Origin of the sequence: Pseudomonas sp. Root71, assembly GCF_001429045.1 — a bacterium.
Classification (GTDB): domain Bacteria; phylum Pseudomonadota; class Gammaproteobacteria; order Pseudomonadales; family Pseudomonadaceae; genus Aquipseudomonas; species Aquipseudomonas monachiensis.
In genome coordinates, this window is the sequence record NZ_LMHY01000013.1 from 1 (window position 1) to 15,890 (window position 15,890).

Annotated in this window: 11 protein-coding genes; 10 read left to right on the plus strand and 1 reads right to left on the minus strand. The window is 60.0% G+C overall.

Annotation, left to right across the window (positions count from 1 at the left end; all coding sequences use genetic code 11):
• The 6 genes from ASD95_RS13175 to argR form a co-directional block, all read left to right on the plus strand.
• Window positions 1-615 (plus strand): AMP-binding enzyme (locus ASD95_RS13175; RefSeq protein ID WP_156407396.1); only part of this gene is annotated, 615 nt, incomplete at its 5' end.
• A 639-nt stretch (window positions 616-1,254) separates the two neighbouring features.
• Complete coding sequence (locus tag ASD95_RS13180; protein WP_056724133.1) at window positions 1,255-2,031, plus strand: ABC transporter substrate-binding protein; 777 nt, start codon at window positions 1,255-1,257, stop codon at window positions 2,029-2,031.
• A 91-nt stretch (window positions 2,032-2,122) separates the two neighbouring features.
• On the plus strand, window positions 2,123-2,812 hold the full coding sequence (locus ASD95_RS13185; protein WP_015096506.1) for an ABC transporter permease: 690 nt from the start codon (window positions 2,123-2,125) through the stop codon (window positions 2,810-2,812).
• Window positions 2,809-3,507 carry an ABC transporter permease gene (locus ASD95_RS13190; RefSeq protein ID WP_056724135.1) on the plus strand — a complete coding sequence of 233 codons (699 nt, stop codon included), beginning with the start codon at window positions 2,809-2,811 and terminating at the stop codon, window positions 3,505-3,507. Before ASD95_RS13185 ends, ASD95_RS13190 begins: the two co-directional genes overlap by 4 nt.
• Before the next feature lie 37 nt (window positions 3,508-3,544).
• Window positions 3,545-4,309, plus strand: coding sequence for an ABC transporter ATP-binding protein (locus ASD95_RS13195; RefSeq protein WP_056724137.1), 765 nt, complete (start codon window positions 3,545-3,547; stop codon window positions 4,307-4,309).
• Between the two features lie 203 nt (window positions 4,310-4,512).
• Window positions 4,513-5,493: a transcriptional regulator ArgR gene (argR, locus tag ASD95_RS13200; protein WP_056724139.1), complete on the plus strand. Its 981-nt coding sequence runs from the start codon at window positions 4,513-4,515 to the stop codon at window positions 5,491-5,493.
• A gap of 17 nt (window positions 5,494-5,510) precedes the next feature.
• Here argR and ASD95_RS13205 read toward each other — a convergent pair whose 3' ends face one another.
• The gene (locus ASD95_RS13205) at window positions 5,511-10,532 is read right to left on the minus strand and encodes a dermonecrotic toxin domain-containing protein (protein WP_056724141.1); all 5,022 of its coding nucleotides are present in this window, start codon (window positions 10,530-10,532) and stop codon (window positions 5,511-5,513) included.
• A 309-nt stretch (window positions 10,533-10,841) separates the two neighbouring features.
• Between ASD95_RS13205 and ASD95_RS13210 the strand changes: the two genes are divergently transcribed.
• The 4 genes from ASD95_RS13210 (at window position 10,842) to astD (ending at window position 15,866) form a co-directional block, all read left to right on the plus strand.
• A complete protein-coding gene (locus ASD95_RS13210; RefSeq protein ID WP_056724143.1) occupies window positions 10,842-12,062 on the plus strand; it encodes an aspartate aminotransferase family protein in 1,221 nt (406 codons plus the stop codon).
• Window positions 12,063-12,275: 213 nt separating this feature from the next.
• Window positions 12,276-13,295, plus strand: a complete 1,020-nt coding sequence (gene aruF, locus ASD95_RS13215) for an arginine/ornithine succinyltransferase subunit alpha (RefSeq protein ID WP_046042322.1) — start codon at window positions 12,276-12,278, stop codon at window positions 13,293-13,295.
• Between the two features lie 79 nt (window positions 13,296-13,374).
• A complete protein-coding gene (gene astA, locus ASD95_RS13220; RefSeq protein ID WP_056724145.1) occupies window positions 13,375-14,400 on the plus strand; it encodes an arginine N-succinyltransferase in 1,026 nt (341 codons plus the stop codon).
• Window positions 14,397-15,866 carry a succinylglutamate-semialdehyde dehydrogenase gene (astD, locus tag ASD95_RS13225; RefSeq protein WP_177336467.1) on the plus strand — a complete coding sequence of 490 codons (1,470 nt, stop codon included), beginning with the start codon at window positions 14,397-14,399 and terminating at the stop codon, window positions 15,864-15,866. The genes astA and astD overlap by 4 nt, the downstream gene beginning before the upstream one ends.
• Window positions 15,867-15,890: the final 24 nt, after the last annotated feature.

Sequence of the window (15,890 nt, forward strand, 5' to 3'; positions counted from 1 at the left end):
CTGGTGGACAACCTGGGCAACATCGTCGAAGGCGAGGCCGAGGGCAACCTGGTGATTCTCGATTCCTGGCCAGGCCAGGCACGTACGCTGTTTGGCGACCATGACCGTTTCGTCGACACTTACTTCAAGACCTTCCGTGGCATGTACTTCACCGGTGACGGTGCGCGTCGTGACGCTGACGGTTACTACTGGATCACCGGTCGCGTGGACGACGTGCTCAACGTGTCCGGCCACCGCATGGGCACCGCCGAGATCGAAAGCGCGATGGTCGCTCACCCGAAAGTCGCCGAAGCCGCAGTGGTCGGTGTGCCGCACGACATCAAGGGGCAGGGCATTTATGTTTATGTCACTCTTAAAAACGGTGAAGAGCCGAGCGAGCAGCTGCGCCTGGAACTGAAAAACTGGGTGCGCAAGGAGATCGGTCCGATTGCTTCGCCGGATGTGATCCAGTGGGCGCCGGGGCTGCCGAAGACTCGTTCGGGCAAGATCATGCGCCGGATTCTGCGCAAGATTGCGACGGCTGAGTACGATGGGTTGGGTGATATTTCCACCCTGGCTGATCCGAGTGTGGTGCAGCATTTGATTGATACGCACAAGACGATGAATGTCGCGTAAGCGCGGGTTCTGAGTCACTGAAAGCCCTGTCAGGTGTTGAGCCTGGCGGGGCTTTTGTTTTTGAAGATCAAAAGATCGCAGCCTTCGGCAGCTCCTACAGAGGAACGCGATTCATGTAGGAGCTGCCGAAGGCTGCGATCATTTGATCTTCAACCAATAATTATCGGCTTCCTCTGTGGGCGGTTTCCTACTGTTACCTGCGTTCTTTCAGGTTACTGAATGTGTAACCGCGTCGCTCCAATACGGGGCATTGGGAAACGTCGGTACTCAAATCCGGTCCTTAAATGCCCTTGAAAAAAATAAGCCATTACACTGCGCTTGCCGGATTAGAAGGGTTTGCCAATAATAGGCCCGCAATTTGCAATATAGATCGGTTCAATATCTTTTGCTCTTGCATGATTTTGCAGGGCTGTCAACGTGCTAAAACGGCTTTCTCAGTGCTTCTGTAATTAGTTGTCGCATTGAAGAAATATCGGCCTCGGGCCTGTCGTTAGAATGCCGATCACTCGCTCGTCGTTGCTCGTGTTGAATTTCAACACCCGCTTCCCAGGACGCAGCACTGCTTTCCGGTTCCACTCACTCGCATATTGGGCTGTTGCTCACTCTGCCGTTTTTGCCCTTTACCGATGGAGTCCCAAGATGAAGAAACTCGTGCTGCTTGGCGCCCTGGCACTGTCCGTGCTGTCCTTGCCAACCTTCGCCGATGAAAAACCTCTGAAAATCGGTATCGAGGCGGCTTACCCTCCGTTCGCGTCCAAGGCACCGGACGGCAGCATCGTTGGTTTCGACTACGACATCGGCAACGCGCTGTGTGAAGAAATGAAGGTCAAGTGCGTGTGGGTCGAGCAAGAGTTCGACGGTCTGATCCCTGCGCTCAAGGTGCGCAAGATCGACGCGATCCTGTCGTCCATGTCGATCACTGAAGATCGCAAGAAGTCCGTGGACTTCACCAACAAGTACTACAACACCCCGGCTCGCCTGGTCATGAAAGCCGGCACTCAGGTCAGCGAAGGCCTGACCGAGCTCAAGGGCAAGAACATCGGTGTGCAGCGTGGTTCCATCCACGAGCGTTTCGCCCGCGAAGTCCTGGCCCCGCTGGGTGCCGAGATCAAGCCTTACGGTTCGCAGAACGAGATTTACCTTGACGTGGCCGCCGGCCGCCTCGACGGCACCGTGGCAGACGCTACGCTTCTGGATGACGGTTTCCTGAAAACCGACGCCGGTAAAGGTTTCGCCTTCGTCGGCCCTGCGTTCACCGACGTCAAATACTTCGGCGACGGCGTAGGCATCGCGGTTCGCAAGGGTGACAAGGAAGATCTGGACAAGCTCAACAATGCTATCGCGGCCATCCGTGCGAACGGCAAATACAAGCAAATCCAGGACAAGTACTTCGCCTTCGATATCTACGGCAAGTAACTCGTCCCAGCGACAAGTCCGAAATGGCGCAAGCAACAGGATCTCTGAGGTTTGCGCCATTTTTTCATCCCAACTTTCGAGGACCTGAATCATGTTGAAAGGCTACGGGGCTGTCATCCTCGATGGCGCTTGGCTGACGCTTCAGCTCGCCTTGTCGTCCATGGCCATGGCCATCGTTCTGGGCCTGATCGGCGTGGCACTGCGTCTGTCGCCGGTGCGCTGGCTGGCCTGGCTGGGCGACCTGTATTCCACGGTGATCCGCGGTATTCCCGACCTGGTGCTGATCCTGCTGATTTTCTACGGTGGCCAGGACCTGCTCAACCGCGTCGCACCGCTGCTCGGCTTTGACGAGTACATCGACCTGAACCCGTTGGCGGCCGGTATCGGCACCTTGGGCTTCATCTTCGGTGCGTACCTGTCGGAAACCTTCCGTGGCGCCTTCATGGCGATCCCCAAGGGCCAGGCCGAAGCCGGCATGGCTTACGGCATGAGCAGTTTCCAGGTGTTCTTCCGGGTGTTGGTGCCGCAGATGATTCGTCTGGCGATTCCGGGTTTCACCAACAACTGGCTGGTATTGACCAAGGCTACCGCGCTGATTTCGGTGGTGGGTCTGCAAGACATGATGTTCAAGGCCAAGCAGGCGGCCGATGCCACCCGCGAGCCTTTCACCTTCTTCCTCGCAGTGGCGGCGATGTACCTGGTGATCACCAGTGTGTCGTTGCTGGCATTGCGTCACCTTGAGAAGCGCTACTCGGTAGGCGTAAGGGCGGCTGATCTATGATCTTCGACTACAACGTCATCTGGGAGGCCATGCCGCTGTACCTCGGCGGCCTGGTGACCACCCTCAAACTGCTCGCGCTGTCGCTGTTCTTCGGCTTGCTGTGCGCCTTGCCGCTGGGCCTGATGCGCGTCTCGAAGAACTCGGTCGTCAACATGTCGGCCTGGCTCTACACCTATGTGATCCGTGGCACGCCGATGCTGGTGCAGCTGTTCTTGATCTACTACGGTCTGGCGCAGTTCGAAGCGGTGCGTGAAAGCTTCCTCTGGCCGTGGCTGTCCAGCGCAACGTTCTGTGCGTGCCTGGCGTTCGCGATCAACACCAGCGCCTACACCGCCGAAATCATCGCCGGCAGCCTGCGTGCCACGCCGAACGGCGAGATCGAAGCGGCCAAGGCCATGGGCATGTCGCGGGTCAAGATGTACAAGCGCATTCTGCTGCCGTCGGCCCTGCGCCGTGCGCTGCCGCAGTACAGCAACGAGGTGATCATGATGCTGCAGACCACCAGTCTGGCGTCCATCGTGACCCTGATCGACATCACCGGTGCCGCGCGCACGGTCAACGCCCAGTTCTACCTGCCGTTCGAGGCGTACATCACGGCCGGCGTGTTCTACCTGTGCCTGACCTTCATCCTGGTGAAGCTGTTCAAGATGGCCGAGCGCCGCTGGCTGGGCTACCTGGCCCCGCGCAAGCACTGAATACCACTGACTGACTGTTTTTGTGAGAACCGACAGCATGTACAAACTTGAAGTCCAAGACCTGCATAAACGCTATGGCAGTCACGAAGTGCTCAAGGGCGTGTCCCTGAAAGCGGCAGCCGGCGATGTTATCAGCATCATCGGTTCCAGTGGCTCCGGCAAAAGTACTTTCCTGCGCTGCATCAACCTGCTGGAGCAGCCACACGCGGGCAAGATCCTGCTCAACAACGAAGAGCTCAAGCTGGTGGCGAACAAGGACGGCGCGCTGAAGGCTGCCGACCCGAAACAGCTGCAACGCATGCGTTCGCGCCTGTCGATGGTGTTCCAGCATTTCAACCTGTGGTCGCACATGACCGCGCTGGAAAACATCATGGAAGCGCCGGTGCATGTGCTGGGCATGTCCAAGGCCGAGGCCCGCGACAAGGCCGAGCACTACCTGAACAAGGTAGGCGTGGCCCATCGCAAGGATGCTTACCCTGGGCACATGTCCGGCGGCGAGCAGCAGCGCGTGGCCATTGCCCGTGCGTTGGCGATGGAGCCGGAAGTGATGCTGTTCGACGAACCGACTTCCGCCCTCGACCCGGAGCTGGTCGGCGACGTGCTGAAAGTCATGCAGGCCCTGGCCCAGGAAGGCCGGACCATGGTCGTGGTGACCCACGAAATGGGCTTTGCCCGTGAAGTGTCGAACCAGTTGGTGTTCCTGCACAAAGGTGTGGTCGAAGAAAGCGGCAACCCGCGCGAAGTGCTGGTGAACCCGCAATCCGAGCGTTTGCAGCAATTTCTCTCGGGTAGCCTGAAGTAATCAGGGCTGCCGTTGTGCACCTTGTAGGAGCTGCCGGAGGCTGCGATCTTTTGATCTTGATTTTTCGAGTCAAAAGATCGCAGCCTCGTTTCACTCGACAGCTCCTACAGGTTTGATCTCTGCTGGTTTTAAGATTTGCGTTCATTTACGGGCTAGCATTGGCCCATGCCTTCATCACTGTTCTCCGCTTCGGATTGCCCACCATGACTGCCCATCGAATTGGTTTCCTGATTTGGCCCAGCACTAAAGCACTGACGCTTGCGCTGGCTGAGGAGGCCTTGCGTGTTGCCCAGCGTGTGCATCCGGACGTGGTTTACGAGTTGTCGTTCCTGCAGGCCGAACCGCCGGCCGAAAGCGCCTGGCAGTTGCCGGGCGAGGCGTGGGCCGGCAAGCTCGAAAACTTCCAGAAACTGTTCCTGCTCGCTGACGAACCACCGACCGCACTGGCGCCGGCGCTCAGCAGTGCGCTCAAGCAACTGGTGCGTTCCGGTTGCGTGATCGGCGGTCTGTCGGCCGGTGTTTACCCGTTGGCACAGCTGGGTTTGCTCGACGGTTATCGCGCGGCGGTGCATTGGCGCTGGCAGGACGATTTCGCCGAGCGCTTTCCGAAGGTCATTGCCACCAGCCACCTGTTCGACTGGGATCGCGATCGCCTGACGGCGTGCGGCGGCATGTCGGTGCTCGACTTGTTGCTGGCGGTGCTGGCCCGCGACCACGGTGCGGAACTGGCCGGTGCGGTGTCCGAGGAACTGGTGGTCGAGCGCATTCGTGAGGGCGGCGAACGCCAGCGTATTCCGTTGCAGAACCGCCTCGGTTCCAGCCATCCGAAGCTCACCCAGGCGGTGTTGCTGATGGAAGCCAACATCGAAGAGCCGCTGACCACCGACGAAATCGCCCAGCACGTGTGCGTGTCCCGTCGGCAACTGGAGCGCATTTTCAAGCAATACCTCAACCGTGTGCCGAGCCAGTACTACCTGGAACTGCGCCTGAACAAGGCCCGGCAGATGTTGATGCAAACCAGCAAGTCGATCATCCAGATCGGCCTGTCCTGTGGCTTCTCCTCGGGGCCGCATTTCTCCAGCGCCTATCGCAATTTCTTCGGTGCCACGCCGCGGGAAGATCGCAACCAGCGGCGCAGCAGCAGCCCGTTCGAGTTGTCATCGGTGCCGCCGGAGCGCGGTTGATCCGCGCCTGATACCGATCAGTCTTCCGGTTCGGACGCCTCGGAAGTCGACATCTCCAATTCTGCCCGATCAATCACTTCCTGAACCCCGAAGTCGACGCTGGTCAACCTGAAGTACTCAAGCAGGATTTGCAGGCTTTCTTCAGAGAGCGGATTACCCCGCAGGCTGATGCTTTCGGCGACCTCCAACGGCATTTCGAGGAGGTCGGCGGGTATCTGGCTGATCGTGTTGCCGCTCAGGTCTACGATTTCCAGGCTCTTGAGTTGCATCAGCCCGGCGGGTAATTCGGGGAGCCCGCAGTTGTCCAGTTGCAGGGTTGCCAGGTCCGTCATCTGGCTGATATCCGGAGCCAGCCCCAGGGGATTGTTTCTCAAATCGATGAATTCCAGGCGGGCCATCTCGGCCAGGTTCAGGACCGACTCCGGGGACAGGGTGATGTTGCAGTCAGGGAGATTGAGCGAGCTCAAATCGCTCATCCGGAAGATCGCCTCCGGGATATTGCCCAGCCTGAAGTCGTTGATAACGAGGGTCTTGAGTTTGGGGAAACACTCCAGGAACCCCGTGACACCCGAAGTCAGGCCACTCTCGCTCTCCAGGTAGACCAGAGAAACATGGCTGAAATCTGCGCTAAGTGTCGGAAGGTGACCGGTAATCCACGTGTTCAGGCTCAGGTCATAAGTAGTCGCTTGCAGCGAGTCGTTGAGGTTCACTGGATCGGTTTCCCGGCGCCAGCAGCGCAGTACGGACTCTCTGAATGCGTCCCGCGTCGAATGTTCGATCAGCAGTTGCTGGGCAGTGAACGGTTGATTGCTGTGGGGGTGGACGGCTGGAATATTGCCGGTCCAGGCCGACAGGTCGTGTTCAAGGGTGGTGAGTTCGGCTTCCAGGCGGGTCAATGCGATTCGCCCCTCGTCCAGTGTGCCGGGGAGCAGGAACACGAATTTGCTGGCGTCCTCCTGGTCCATCATGGGGTACAGCGCCTGGGTGCGGTCGATATCTGCTTGCTCGGCAAAGATACCGAAGTCCTGATGGGTCTGTTGGAAGTGCTGTTTGAGGCGTTCACGGGTTGCGCTGGAAAACGGATTGTTGGCCAGGTCGAAACCCTCCTGGGTGCGTTGTTGCAGCGTGAACAGTGCGCTGGGCAACTCTTTGATCTGGTTATCATTGAGTAGGGCGGTGCGCAGGCGCGGACGAGTCAGCAAGTTGCGCGGTAGTTCAGTGATGCCCGTCTGCGATAAATCGATGTAGTTCAAGTCCGGCATGCTGCCGAAATCGGGTGTCAGGCCCAAGGGGTTGTTGTACAAGTCCAAAGTGGTCAACTGATGCAGGCCCTCGAGCCCGAGCTGGCTTTCGGGGCTGAGGGTGATCGAGCAATTGCTCAGAATGAGCTCTTCGAGTCGCAGCGATGGAAGGGTGTCTGGCAAGCGGCCAAGGTTGAAGTCTCGCAGTTTCAGGATGCGTAGGCCGGTAAAACCGCGCAGAAACTCGTGCAGGCCCCGCGTGGCGCTACCACCATCGAGCCTTAGCATTGTGACGCCGCTGAAGTCGGTGTCCAGTGTTGGCAATTGGCCAATGATGGCTTGGGAGAAGTTGAAGTCGACTGTTTCAAGAGTCGTTTCGGGAAGGGTCAATTGCTGGCGCCAACAGTCGGCCAGATCGATAGTGAATTGACGGCGGACCTGCTGTTGCGCAGCGAACTGCCCGGGCGTGATCCTGATTTGCGTGTCTGGAATAAACAGCGGAATTTCATCGCGCCAGGATGAAAGTGCCTCCAGCAGTTGCGTGTGTTGAGTCATGAGTCGACTCAGCTCTGCTCGCGGTCCGCCGGGATGCAGTTGCAAGCGTTCGATGAAGGCGTCGAGTTCTTCGGCGGATAGATGGGGAAACAGTGTCTGTGCCCGACCTTGCAAGGTGGGTGTGTTGCGTGGCATTTGACGATACCCGTCACCGCCACCGAGCAAGCGCATCACTTTTGGGTCGTAGGTGGGTTTGAGGTCGGGGTGTTGAATCAGCAGTGCGCGCAATGCATCGCGGCTCAAGGCGTGCTGGCGAATCAGCTGCTTGAGCCGTTCACCTTCACCGATATTCAGATTCAAGGCCGCCCGTTCGCTGTCCGGCATGGCCTGTAGCAGGCAGGTGTAGAGCGAGCCCATGCCGCTGAGTTCTTCGCCGTCATGATCGAAGGGCTGATAGGAACCCTCTTCTCCGAGCACCAGCACTTTACGCAGGGGCGCGTCGATGCGGCCAAGGCTGTCGATCAGCGGACCCTCATGGGCGTACTGGCGGATTTCCAGTCGTAGCTCTGCCGTCCAGCCCGGCAGTTTTTCCAGGGTGTGCAAGGCCAGCCGGTCGGTGTCGAGGTTGTTCTCGGTCGATGGCAAATCAAGCCCCTCGTAGGCGCGTGTCACCCGTACTTGCAATCCGGCCTCCCGGCTCAACTCGACCAGGCGAGGGGCAAGGATTGAGTTTTTCAGCTGCTGCAGTTCCTGATCGCTTGCCGTGTCCACAATCGCTTGTGCAACGCTGCGTGGCAATCCGGGCTCGGCATCCATGACCACTTGTATGGCCGCGCGAGCGCCACGTTCGAGTCTGCGGTAACGTTGATCGAACAGGCTTTGCCGTTTCTGTTCGGCAAGCCGCGCGAGTATCTTGCGCAATCGCTGCACCCGCTTTTCCAGGCCTGGGGAGGGGTGGCCGAATTCTTCGCTCATCAGCGTTCTGGCTTCGCTGTCCGACAGGGTCTGGAGAAAGGTTTTCAGCAGGTCGCCGTCGGTGAGGCGGGTGGTATCGATTTGCACCACGGGTACATCGGGCGCCGGGCTTTGCCAAAGGGTTTGCGCTTTTTTGTCGATCAGTCGCAGGCCTTTGTTTGCCGGCCAGTAACCGTTTTCATTGAGCAGTTCCAGCTGTGTCACCGGATCCGCCTTAAGGAAGTGCTCCGGCTGGTCACTGCCGATCTGATCGATAAAGGTCTGTATGTCCTGATCGATCCCGAAGCGTTTGAGTGTGTCGGCCAATAGCGGTGGTACCCGCCCGGTATTCACGTGCATCTTGCGCAGGACATCTTCGTGGCTGCCGCTGATGCTGAGGATGCGTTCGCGAGTACTGGCCGAAAATCGCTGCATGTCCGGGCCGACACGGTGCAGTACGGTGGCCTGGTCCCAGCTCAACGGCTGGTCGAGTTCGGTTTGCCAGGCACCGGCACCGTTGTGTCGCAGTTTTGGTTTGTAGGCGTCAGGGCGGGAGGGGTGGTCGATGTGGTACCCGCCGGTTAGTGGATCCTTGCTCACGGCGTAGTGCTTGTTTTCCAGGAGTAGCAGGTTTTTGCCCTGATACGGGTGCTGGCCCAGTTCATTCGGTTTTGCATCCTTGGGTAACGCCGAGGGGTGTTCATAGCCGGTCAGGTCGGGCTGCCAGTAGCGGGTGTCGCCGTTTGGCCGTTTTACCGTATTGAAGCCGTCGATGAATTCAACGATCTCCCGGGGCAATACCGAGCGAAATTCGCCGGCGGCGATCGCCCCTCCTGCGGCAAAGGTCCCCAGTTGCACTGCGGACTCCACCACACCCATCAAGTGCCCGAAGGCCTCGCGACTCCGCCCCTCGGCCCAGTCGACCACGCTTTCGAAGGTTTCGTCGAGCAACTGGTAGGCCATGTAGCCGAGCATCAGTTCGCCGAGAAACGGCACGAATGGCAGTGCCACGAAAGCGGCGATGTTCAGCAGTGCCGAGGCGATCTCCGTGAAGGAATCCCACAGCGCCCAGCGAGCTTTCTGGTCGACCGTTGCAGTGGACACCGCGATCACCCGCGCATCGTTGAGGATTTTGTTGAGCTTGCTCTGGTAGAGGTGAGTCCACAGTTCTGCTGTGACAGGCGTTGCCACGATCTTCAGGTCCGCGCGCGGGTTGGGCTGTTGCCGCCAGGTTGGACGAGGATCGCCTGGCTGGACCGGTTGCCAGGTGATCGGGACAAGCAGTTGGTTCAGCTGTGCGAAAAAGTGACCGCGATCTTCATGGTTAATGAAGCGACTGAAAAGCTGTTGATAGGCGGGGTCGAGCAGGCGTCGGCCCAGTTCCTCGGCGAAGGCCGCAGACGAGGGGTATTCCTTGATCGGCTGTTCGGGGTCGCCCGGTATATAAGCCACCACGCGAACCACTTCCCGGGCGCGCTCCAGGTCCGGGGCAAACAGCAGGATGCCGGTGAGGCTCGCGTTGAGGATCTTCAGGTCATGACAGCGCCATGGCTGCTTGTGCTGCGGCAGGTTGTCGAGCAGGCCGAGAATAAGGCTGTGGGTGTCGCTGCCCAGGTTTTTTTGCATCTGCGCCAGGTGCAATGCAGCGGTGATTGCGGATTTCTGGCTGTCGCGGATTTTCCCTCGCAGCAGCGCCGAGTCCACCGGATTGCCGATACTCAGATTGTCTTCCAGATAGGTTTTATAGCGCTGGCCGATGTCCAGCTCCCGGCACATGGCGGTAAAGACCGTGACAGGCATTTTTTCCAGGATCTGCGGCAAGGTCAGGAATTGCCCGTTGGAGGATGGCGCGGTGATGTACGTCGAGGCGGGTTCGAAGGCATCTGCAAGGGTCTCGGCACTTTCGAAATTGTGCAGTGCGGCATCCAGCAGCGATACCGTCCAGGTGCGCGCAGCGCCTGACTTCAGGCGTAACCACGGCAGGTGATCAGGCAGGTAGAGGCGCAAAAACGTTTCGCGCACATTCAGATCCAGGCCGAAGCGGCGCTTGATTTCGGCCTGGAGCAGCGGCTCGGCGAAATCCGCGGGGTTTTGCAGGTTGGCCAGCGCCTTGTCGACCTGATTCTGGCTGGAGATCTGTCGGGCGATCAGCCTGGCGAGTTTCGTGTGGTGATGTTTCGATGCAGCCTTTAGTCCGGCGGGCAGAGTGGGAGTGATGTTGCGCAGCGCCTCGCGTCTGTGAGGCGCCGCCTGGCGCAGCCAAGGGGGGATCACATTTTGCAGATGCTGGAAATGAGCGTCCGGCCTGAAAGCGTCGCAGGCAATAGTGGCAGTGGATTCGGTAATCATGGGGGCAGTGGCCGTTGGCTTTGAAAGGCCACTAGGAAAACCCGCGAACCTGGACGCTGTGCGGTACATATTTACCGCACTCGGGCCATTGGCAGGCGTTACAGCGCAGCAAGCCTGCCGCAAACGTCCGCCGCCAGTTAAACTGCGCCTTTGCGACCCTATATGTCGCATTGCCGTAAACCCGGGAAAATCCGGGGTTTGCGCTATAAGAAGTTGTCGCTTGGCGGCAAGGCCGGGCTGAAAACTGTCCTTACAATCCTCACCAAGCTCGCCAGTTTCAGGCGAGTGTTTTCTCTTCAGGAGACTCCGATGTCCGTTGAGCACGCTGCGGTACAACGCGCCGATTTCGATCAGGTAATGGTTCCCAACTATGCGCCTGCCGCATTCATTCCTGTGCGTGGCGCCGGTTCCCGCGTTTGGGACCAGTCCGGCCGCGAGCTGATCGACTTTGCCGGCGGGATTGCCGTCAACGTATTGGGTCACGCCCATCCGGCGCTGGTCGGTGCCTTGACCGAGCAGGCGAACAAGCTGTGGCACGTGTCCAACGTGTTCACCAATGAGCCGGCCCTGCGCCTGGCACACAAGCTGGTCGACGCCACCTTTGCCGAGCGCGCTTTCTTCTGCAACTCCGGCGCCGAAGCCAACGAGGCCGCTTTCAAGCTGGCCCGTCGTGTCGCGTTCGACCGTTATGGCAGCGAGAAGTACGAAATCATCGCCGCGCTCAACAGCTTCCACGGCCGTACCCTGTTCACCGTGAACGTCGGTGGCCAGTCGAAGTACTCCGATGGCTTCGGTCCGAAGATCACCGGCATCACCCACGTGCCGTACAACGATCTGGCCGCGTTGAAAGCTGCCGTTTCCGACAAGACCTGCGCCGTGGTCCTGGAGCCTATTCAAGGTGAGGGTGGCGTTCTGCCGGCCGAACTGGCCTACCTGCAAGGCGCCCGCGAACTGTGCAACGAGCACAACGCGCTGCTGGTGTTCGACGAAGTGCAAACCGGCATGGGCCGTACCGGCCACCTGTTCGCCTACCAGCATTACGGTGTGATCCCGGACATCCTGACCAGCGCCAAGAGCCTGGGCGGTGGTTTCCCGATCGCCGCCATGCTGACCACCGAAGACCTGGCCAAGCACCTGGTCGTCGGCACCCACGGCACCACTTACGGCGGCAACCCGCTGGCGTGTGCTGTCGCCGAAGCCGTGATCGACGTGATCAACACCCCTGAGGTGCTGGCTGGTGTCAACGCCAAGCATGACAAGTTCAAGGCCCGCCTTGAGCAGATCGGCGAGAAGTACGGCCTGTTCACCCAGGTCCGTGGCCTGGGCCTGTTGATCGGCTGTGTGCTGAGCGATGCCTGGAAAGGCAAGGCCAAGGACATTTTCAACGCCGCTGAGCAAGAAGGCCTGATGATTCTGCAAGCCGGCCCGGACGTGGTGCGTTTCGCCCCGAGCCTGGTGGTGGAAGACGCCGATATCGATGCCGGTCTGGACCGCTTCGAACGTGCCGCGGCAAAACTGACGCAAGCCTGATAGACCCTTCGACGCCTGACCTTTCAGGCGTCGAACCCAATTTTTTATGCCGGCCCCGCTTTTATGTGGGAGCGAGCTTGCTCGCGATGAGGGCCTGACAGCCAACATCTTCGTTGCCTGACAGGACGCCATCGCGAGCAAGCTCGCTCCCACAGTGTCTCTCAGGCAGGCCAGGTTTTTTTCTCTGTAATTTTTGGATAAAGGAGTGACACCATGCTGGTGATGCGCCCCGCGCAAATGGCTGATCTGGGCGAGGTACAGCGTCTGGCTGCGGACAGTCCGATTGGTGTTACTTCCTTGCCGGATGACGTTGAACGCCTGAGCGACAAGATCGCGGCAAGCGAAGCCTCGTTCGCCGCCGAAGTGAGTTTCAACGGTGAGGAAAGCTATTTCTTCGTCCTCGAAGACTCCGCCACCGGCAAGCTGGTCGGTTGCTCGGCCATCGTGGCGTCGGCCGGTTACTCCGAGCCGTTCTACAGCTTTCGCAACGAAACCTTCGTGCACGCTTCCCGCGAGCTGAAGATTCACAACAAGATCCACGTGCTCTCGCAGTGCCATGACCTGACCGGCAACAGCTTGCTGACCAGTTTCTATGTGCAGCGCGAGCTGGTGGGTTCGCCGTGGTCGGAGCTCAACTCCCGTGGCCGCTTGCTGTTCGTGGCCAGCCATCCGGAGCGTTTTGCCGATTCCGTGGTGACCGAGATCGTCGGTTACAGCGATGAAAACGGTGACTCGCCATTCTGGGATGCCATCGGTCGCAACTTCTTCGACCTCAACTACGCCGAGGCCGAGCGTCTGTGCGGGCTGAAAAGCCGTACGTTCCTCGCCGAACTGATGCCGCATTACCCGATCTACGTGCCACTGCTGCCGGACTCCGCTCAGGAAGCCATGGGCCAGGTGCACCCGCGGGCGCAGATCACCTTCGACATCCTGATGCGCGAAGGCTTCGAGACCGATCACTACATCGACATTTTCGACGGTGGCCCGACCCTGCATGCCCGTGTCTCGGGGATCCGTTCGATCGCCCAGAGCCGTGTGGTGCCGGTGAAGATCGGCGAACCGGTCAAAGGCGTCGGTCGCCAGTATCTGGTGGCCAATGCCCAGTTGCAGGATTACCGCGCAGTGATGCTCGAACTCGATTACGCGCCGGGCAAACCGGTGACCCTGGACCTGGAAGCGGCCGAAGCCCTGGGCGTCGGCGAGGGTGCCAGCGTGCGCCTGGTGGCGGTTTAACAGCGGCCTGGCCTGATTGCTTGTTTAGAAAGCAGCGAAGTTTCACGGGTGGCGCAAGCGGCCCGTTTGAGGAGATAGCATGATCGTTCGTCCCGTACGCAGCAGCGATTTACCCGCTCTGATCGACCTGGCCCGCAGCACCGGCACCGGCCTGACCACCTTGCCGGCCAACGAAGAGCGGCTGGCCCATCGGGTCGGCTGGGCCGAGAAGACCTTTCGCGGCGAAGCCGGGCGGGGCGATGCGGACTACCTGTTCGTGCTCGAAGATGACGACGGTCGCGTGGTGGGTATTTCCGCCATTGCCGGCGCCGTCGGCCTGCGTGAGCCCTGGTACAACTTCCGGGTCGGTCTGACGGTCAGCGCTTCGCAAGAGCTGAACATCTATCGCGAAATCCCGACGCTGTTCCTGGCCAACGACCTGACCGGCAACTCCGAGCTGTGCTCGCTGTTCCTGCACGCCGATTATCGTACCGGCCTCAACGGCCGCATGTTGTCCAAGGCGCGGATGCTGTTTATCGCCGAATTCCCGCAACTGTTCGGCAACAAGATCATTGCCGAGATGCGCGGTGTTTCCGACGAGGCCGGGCGTTCGCCGTTCTGGGAAAGCCTGGGGCGGCACTTCTTCAAGATGGAATTCAGCCAGGCTGACTACCTGACCGGTGTCGGCAACAAGGCGTTCATCGCCGAACTGATGCCGAAATTCCCGCTGTACACCTGCTTCCTGTCGCCGGACGCGCGCAACGTGATCGGTCAGGTTCATCCGGACACCGAGCCGGCGCTGGCCATGCTCAAGAGCGAAGGTTTCAGCTACCAGGGCTACGTCGATATCTTCGACGCAGGTCCTGCGATCGAGTGCGAAACCGGCAAGATCCGCGCCGTGCGTGACAGCCAGGCACTGGTGCTGGCCGTCGGCACGCCGGGTGACGATGCCACGCCATTTATCATTCACAACCGCAAGCGCGAGGACTGCCGGATCACTGCTGCGCCGGCACGTCTGGCCGCCGGTACCCTGGTGGTCGATCCGCAGACCGCCAAACGTCTTCAACTCAACGCTGGCGACCAAGTACGCGCCGTGGCGTTGTCCGCTGCTCGGGAGTCGAAATAATGAAGTCGCTTTACATTGCAGGTGAATGGCTATCCGGCCAGGGCGAAGCCTTCGAATCGCTGAACCCGGTGACCCAGCAGGTGCTGTGGTCCGGCGTTGGCGCCACCGCCGGTCAAGTCGAGTCGGCTGTGCAAGCTGCGCGTCAGGCGTTCCCGGACTGGGCGCGGCGTACCCTGCAAGAGCGTATCTCGGTGCTGGAAGCCTTTGCCGCCGCGCTGAAGAATCACGCTGACGAACTGGCTCATACCATCGGCGAAGAAACCGGCAAACCCCTGTGGGAAGCGGCGACCGAAGTCACCAGCATGGTCAACAAGATTGCCATCTCGGTGCAGAGCTACCGCGAACGTACCGGCGAGAAGAGCGGCCCGCTGGGCGACGCCACCGCAGTGCTGCGCCACAAGCCCCACGGTGTGGTGGCGGTGTTTGGTCCTTACAACTTCCCGGGTCACCTGCCGAACGGCCATATCGTGCCGGCACTGCTGGCCGGTAACAGCGTGCTGTTCAAACCAAGTGAACTGACACCGAAAGTCGCCGAGCTGACGGTCAAGTGCTGGATCGAGGCTGGCCTGCCAGCAGGCGTATTGAACCTGCTGCAAGGCGCTCGCGAAACCGGCATCGCCCTGGCGGCGAACCCGGGTATCGACGGTCTGTTCTTCACCGGTTCCAGCCGCACCGGCAATCACCTGCACCAGCAGTTCGCCGGTCGTCCGGACAAGATCCTCGCGCTGGAAATGGGCGGTAACAACCCGCTGGTGGTCGATCAGGTCGCTGACCTCGATGCCGCGGTGTACACCATCATTCAGTCGGCGTTCATCTCCGCTGGCCAGCGTTGCACCTGTGCCCGCCGCTTGCTGGTGCCGCAAGGTGCCTGGGGTGATACGTTGCTGGCGCGCCTGGTGGCGGTCAGCTCGACCATTGAGGTCGGTGCTTTCGATCAGCAACCGGCGCCGTTCATGGGCTCGGTGGTTTCCCTCGGTGCGGCCAAAGCGTTGATGGATGCGCAAGAACATCTGCTGGCCAACGGCGCCGTGGCGCTGCTGGAAATGACTCAGCCTCAGGCTCAATCGGCCTTGCTGACCCCTGGCATCCTGGACGTGAGCGCCGTTGCCGATCGTCCTGACGAAGAGCTGTTCGGCCCGTTGTTGCAGGTGATCCGCTACGCTGATTTTGAAGCGGCGATCGCTGAAGCCAACGACACCGCCTACGGTCTGGCCGCCGGCCTGCTGTCGGATTCCGAAGCGCGTTACCAGCAATTCTGGCTGGAAAGCCGTGCCGGTATCGTCAACTGGAACAAGCAACTGACCGGCGCCGCGAGCAGCGCGCCATTCGGCGGCGTCGGCGCCTCGGGCAACCACCGCGCCAGCGCCTACTACGCGGCTGATTACTGCGCGTACCCGGTGGCCTCGCTGGAAACGCCGAGCCTGGTGATGCCGTCGGCCCTTACGCCTGGCGTGAAAATGGCGTAACGCCCATTCGCGGGCAAGCCCGCT

Coding starts and splice junctions, on each gene's coding strand:
- aruF (WP_046042322.1), top strand. CDS start 12,276: ATGCTGGTGATGCGCCCCGCGCAAATGGCTGATCTGGGCGAGGTACAG.
- ASD95_RS13190 (WP_056724135.1), top strand. CDS start 2,809: ATGATCTTCGACTACAACGTCATCTGGGAGGCCATGCCGCTGTACCTC.
- ASD95_RS13210 (WP_056724143.1), top strand. CDS start 10,842: ATGTCCGTTGAGCACGCTGCGGTACAACGCGCCGATTTCGATCAGGTA.
- astA (WP_056724145.1), top strand. CDS start 13,375: ATGATCGTTCGTCCCGTACGCAGCAGCGATTTACCCGCTCTGATCGAC.
- argR (WP_056724139.1), top strand. CDS start 4,513: ATGACTGCCCATCGAATTGGTTTCCTGATTTGGCCCAGCACTAAAGCA.
- ASD95_RS13195 (WP_056724137.1), top strand. CDS start 3,545: ATGTACAAACTTGAAGTCCAAGACCTGCATAAACGCTATGGCAGTCAC.
- ASD95_RS13180 (WP_056724133.1), top strand. CDS start 1,255: ATGAAGAAACTCGTGCTGCTTGGCGCCCTGGCACTGTCCGTGCTGTCC.
- ASD95_RS13185 (WP_015096506.1), top strand. CDS start 2,123: ATGTTGAAAGGCTACGGGGCTGTCATCCTCGATGGCGCTTGGCTGACG.
- ASD95_RS13205 (WP_056724141.1), bottom strand. CDS start 10,532: ATGATTACCGAATCCACTGCCACTATTGCCTGCGACGCTTTCAGGCCG.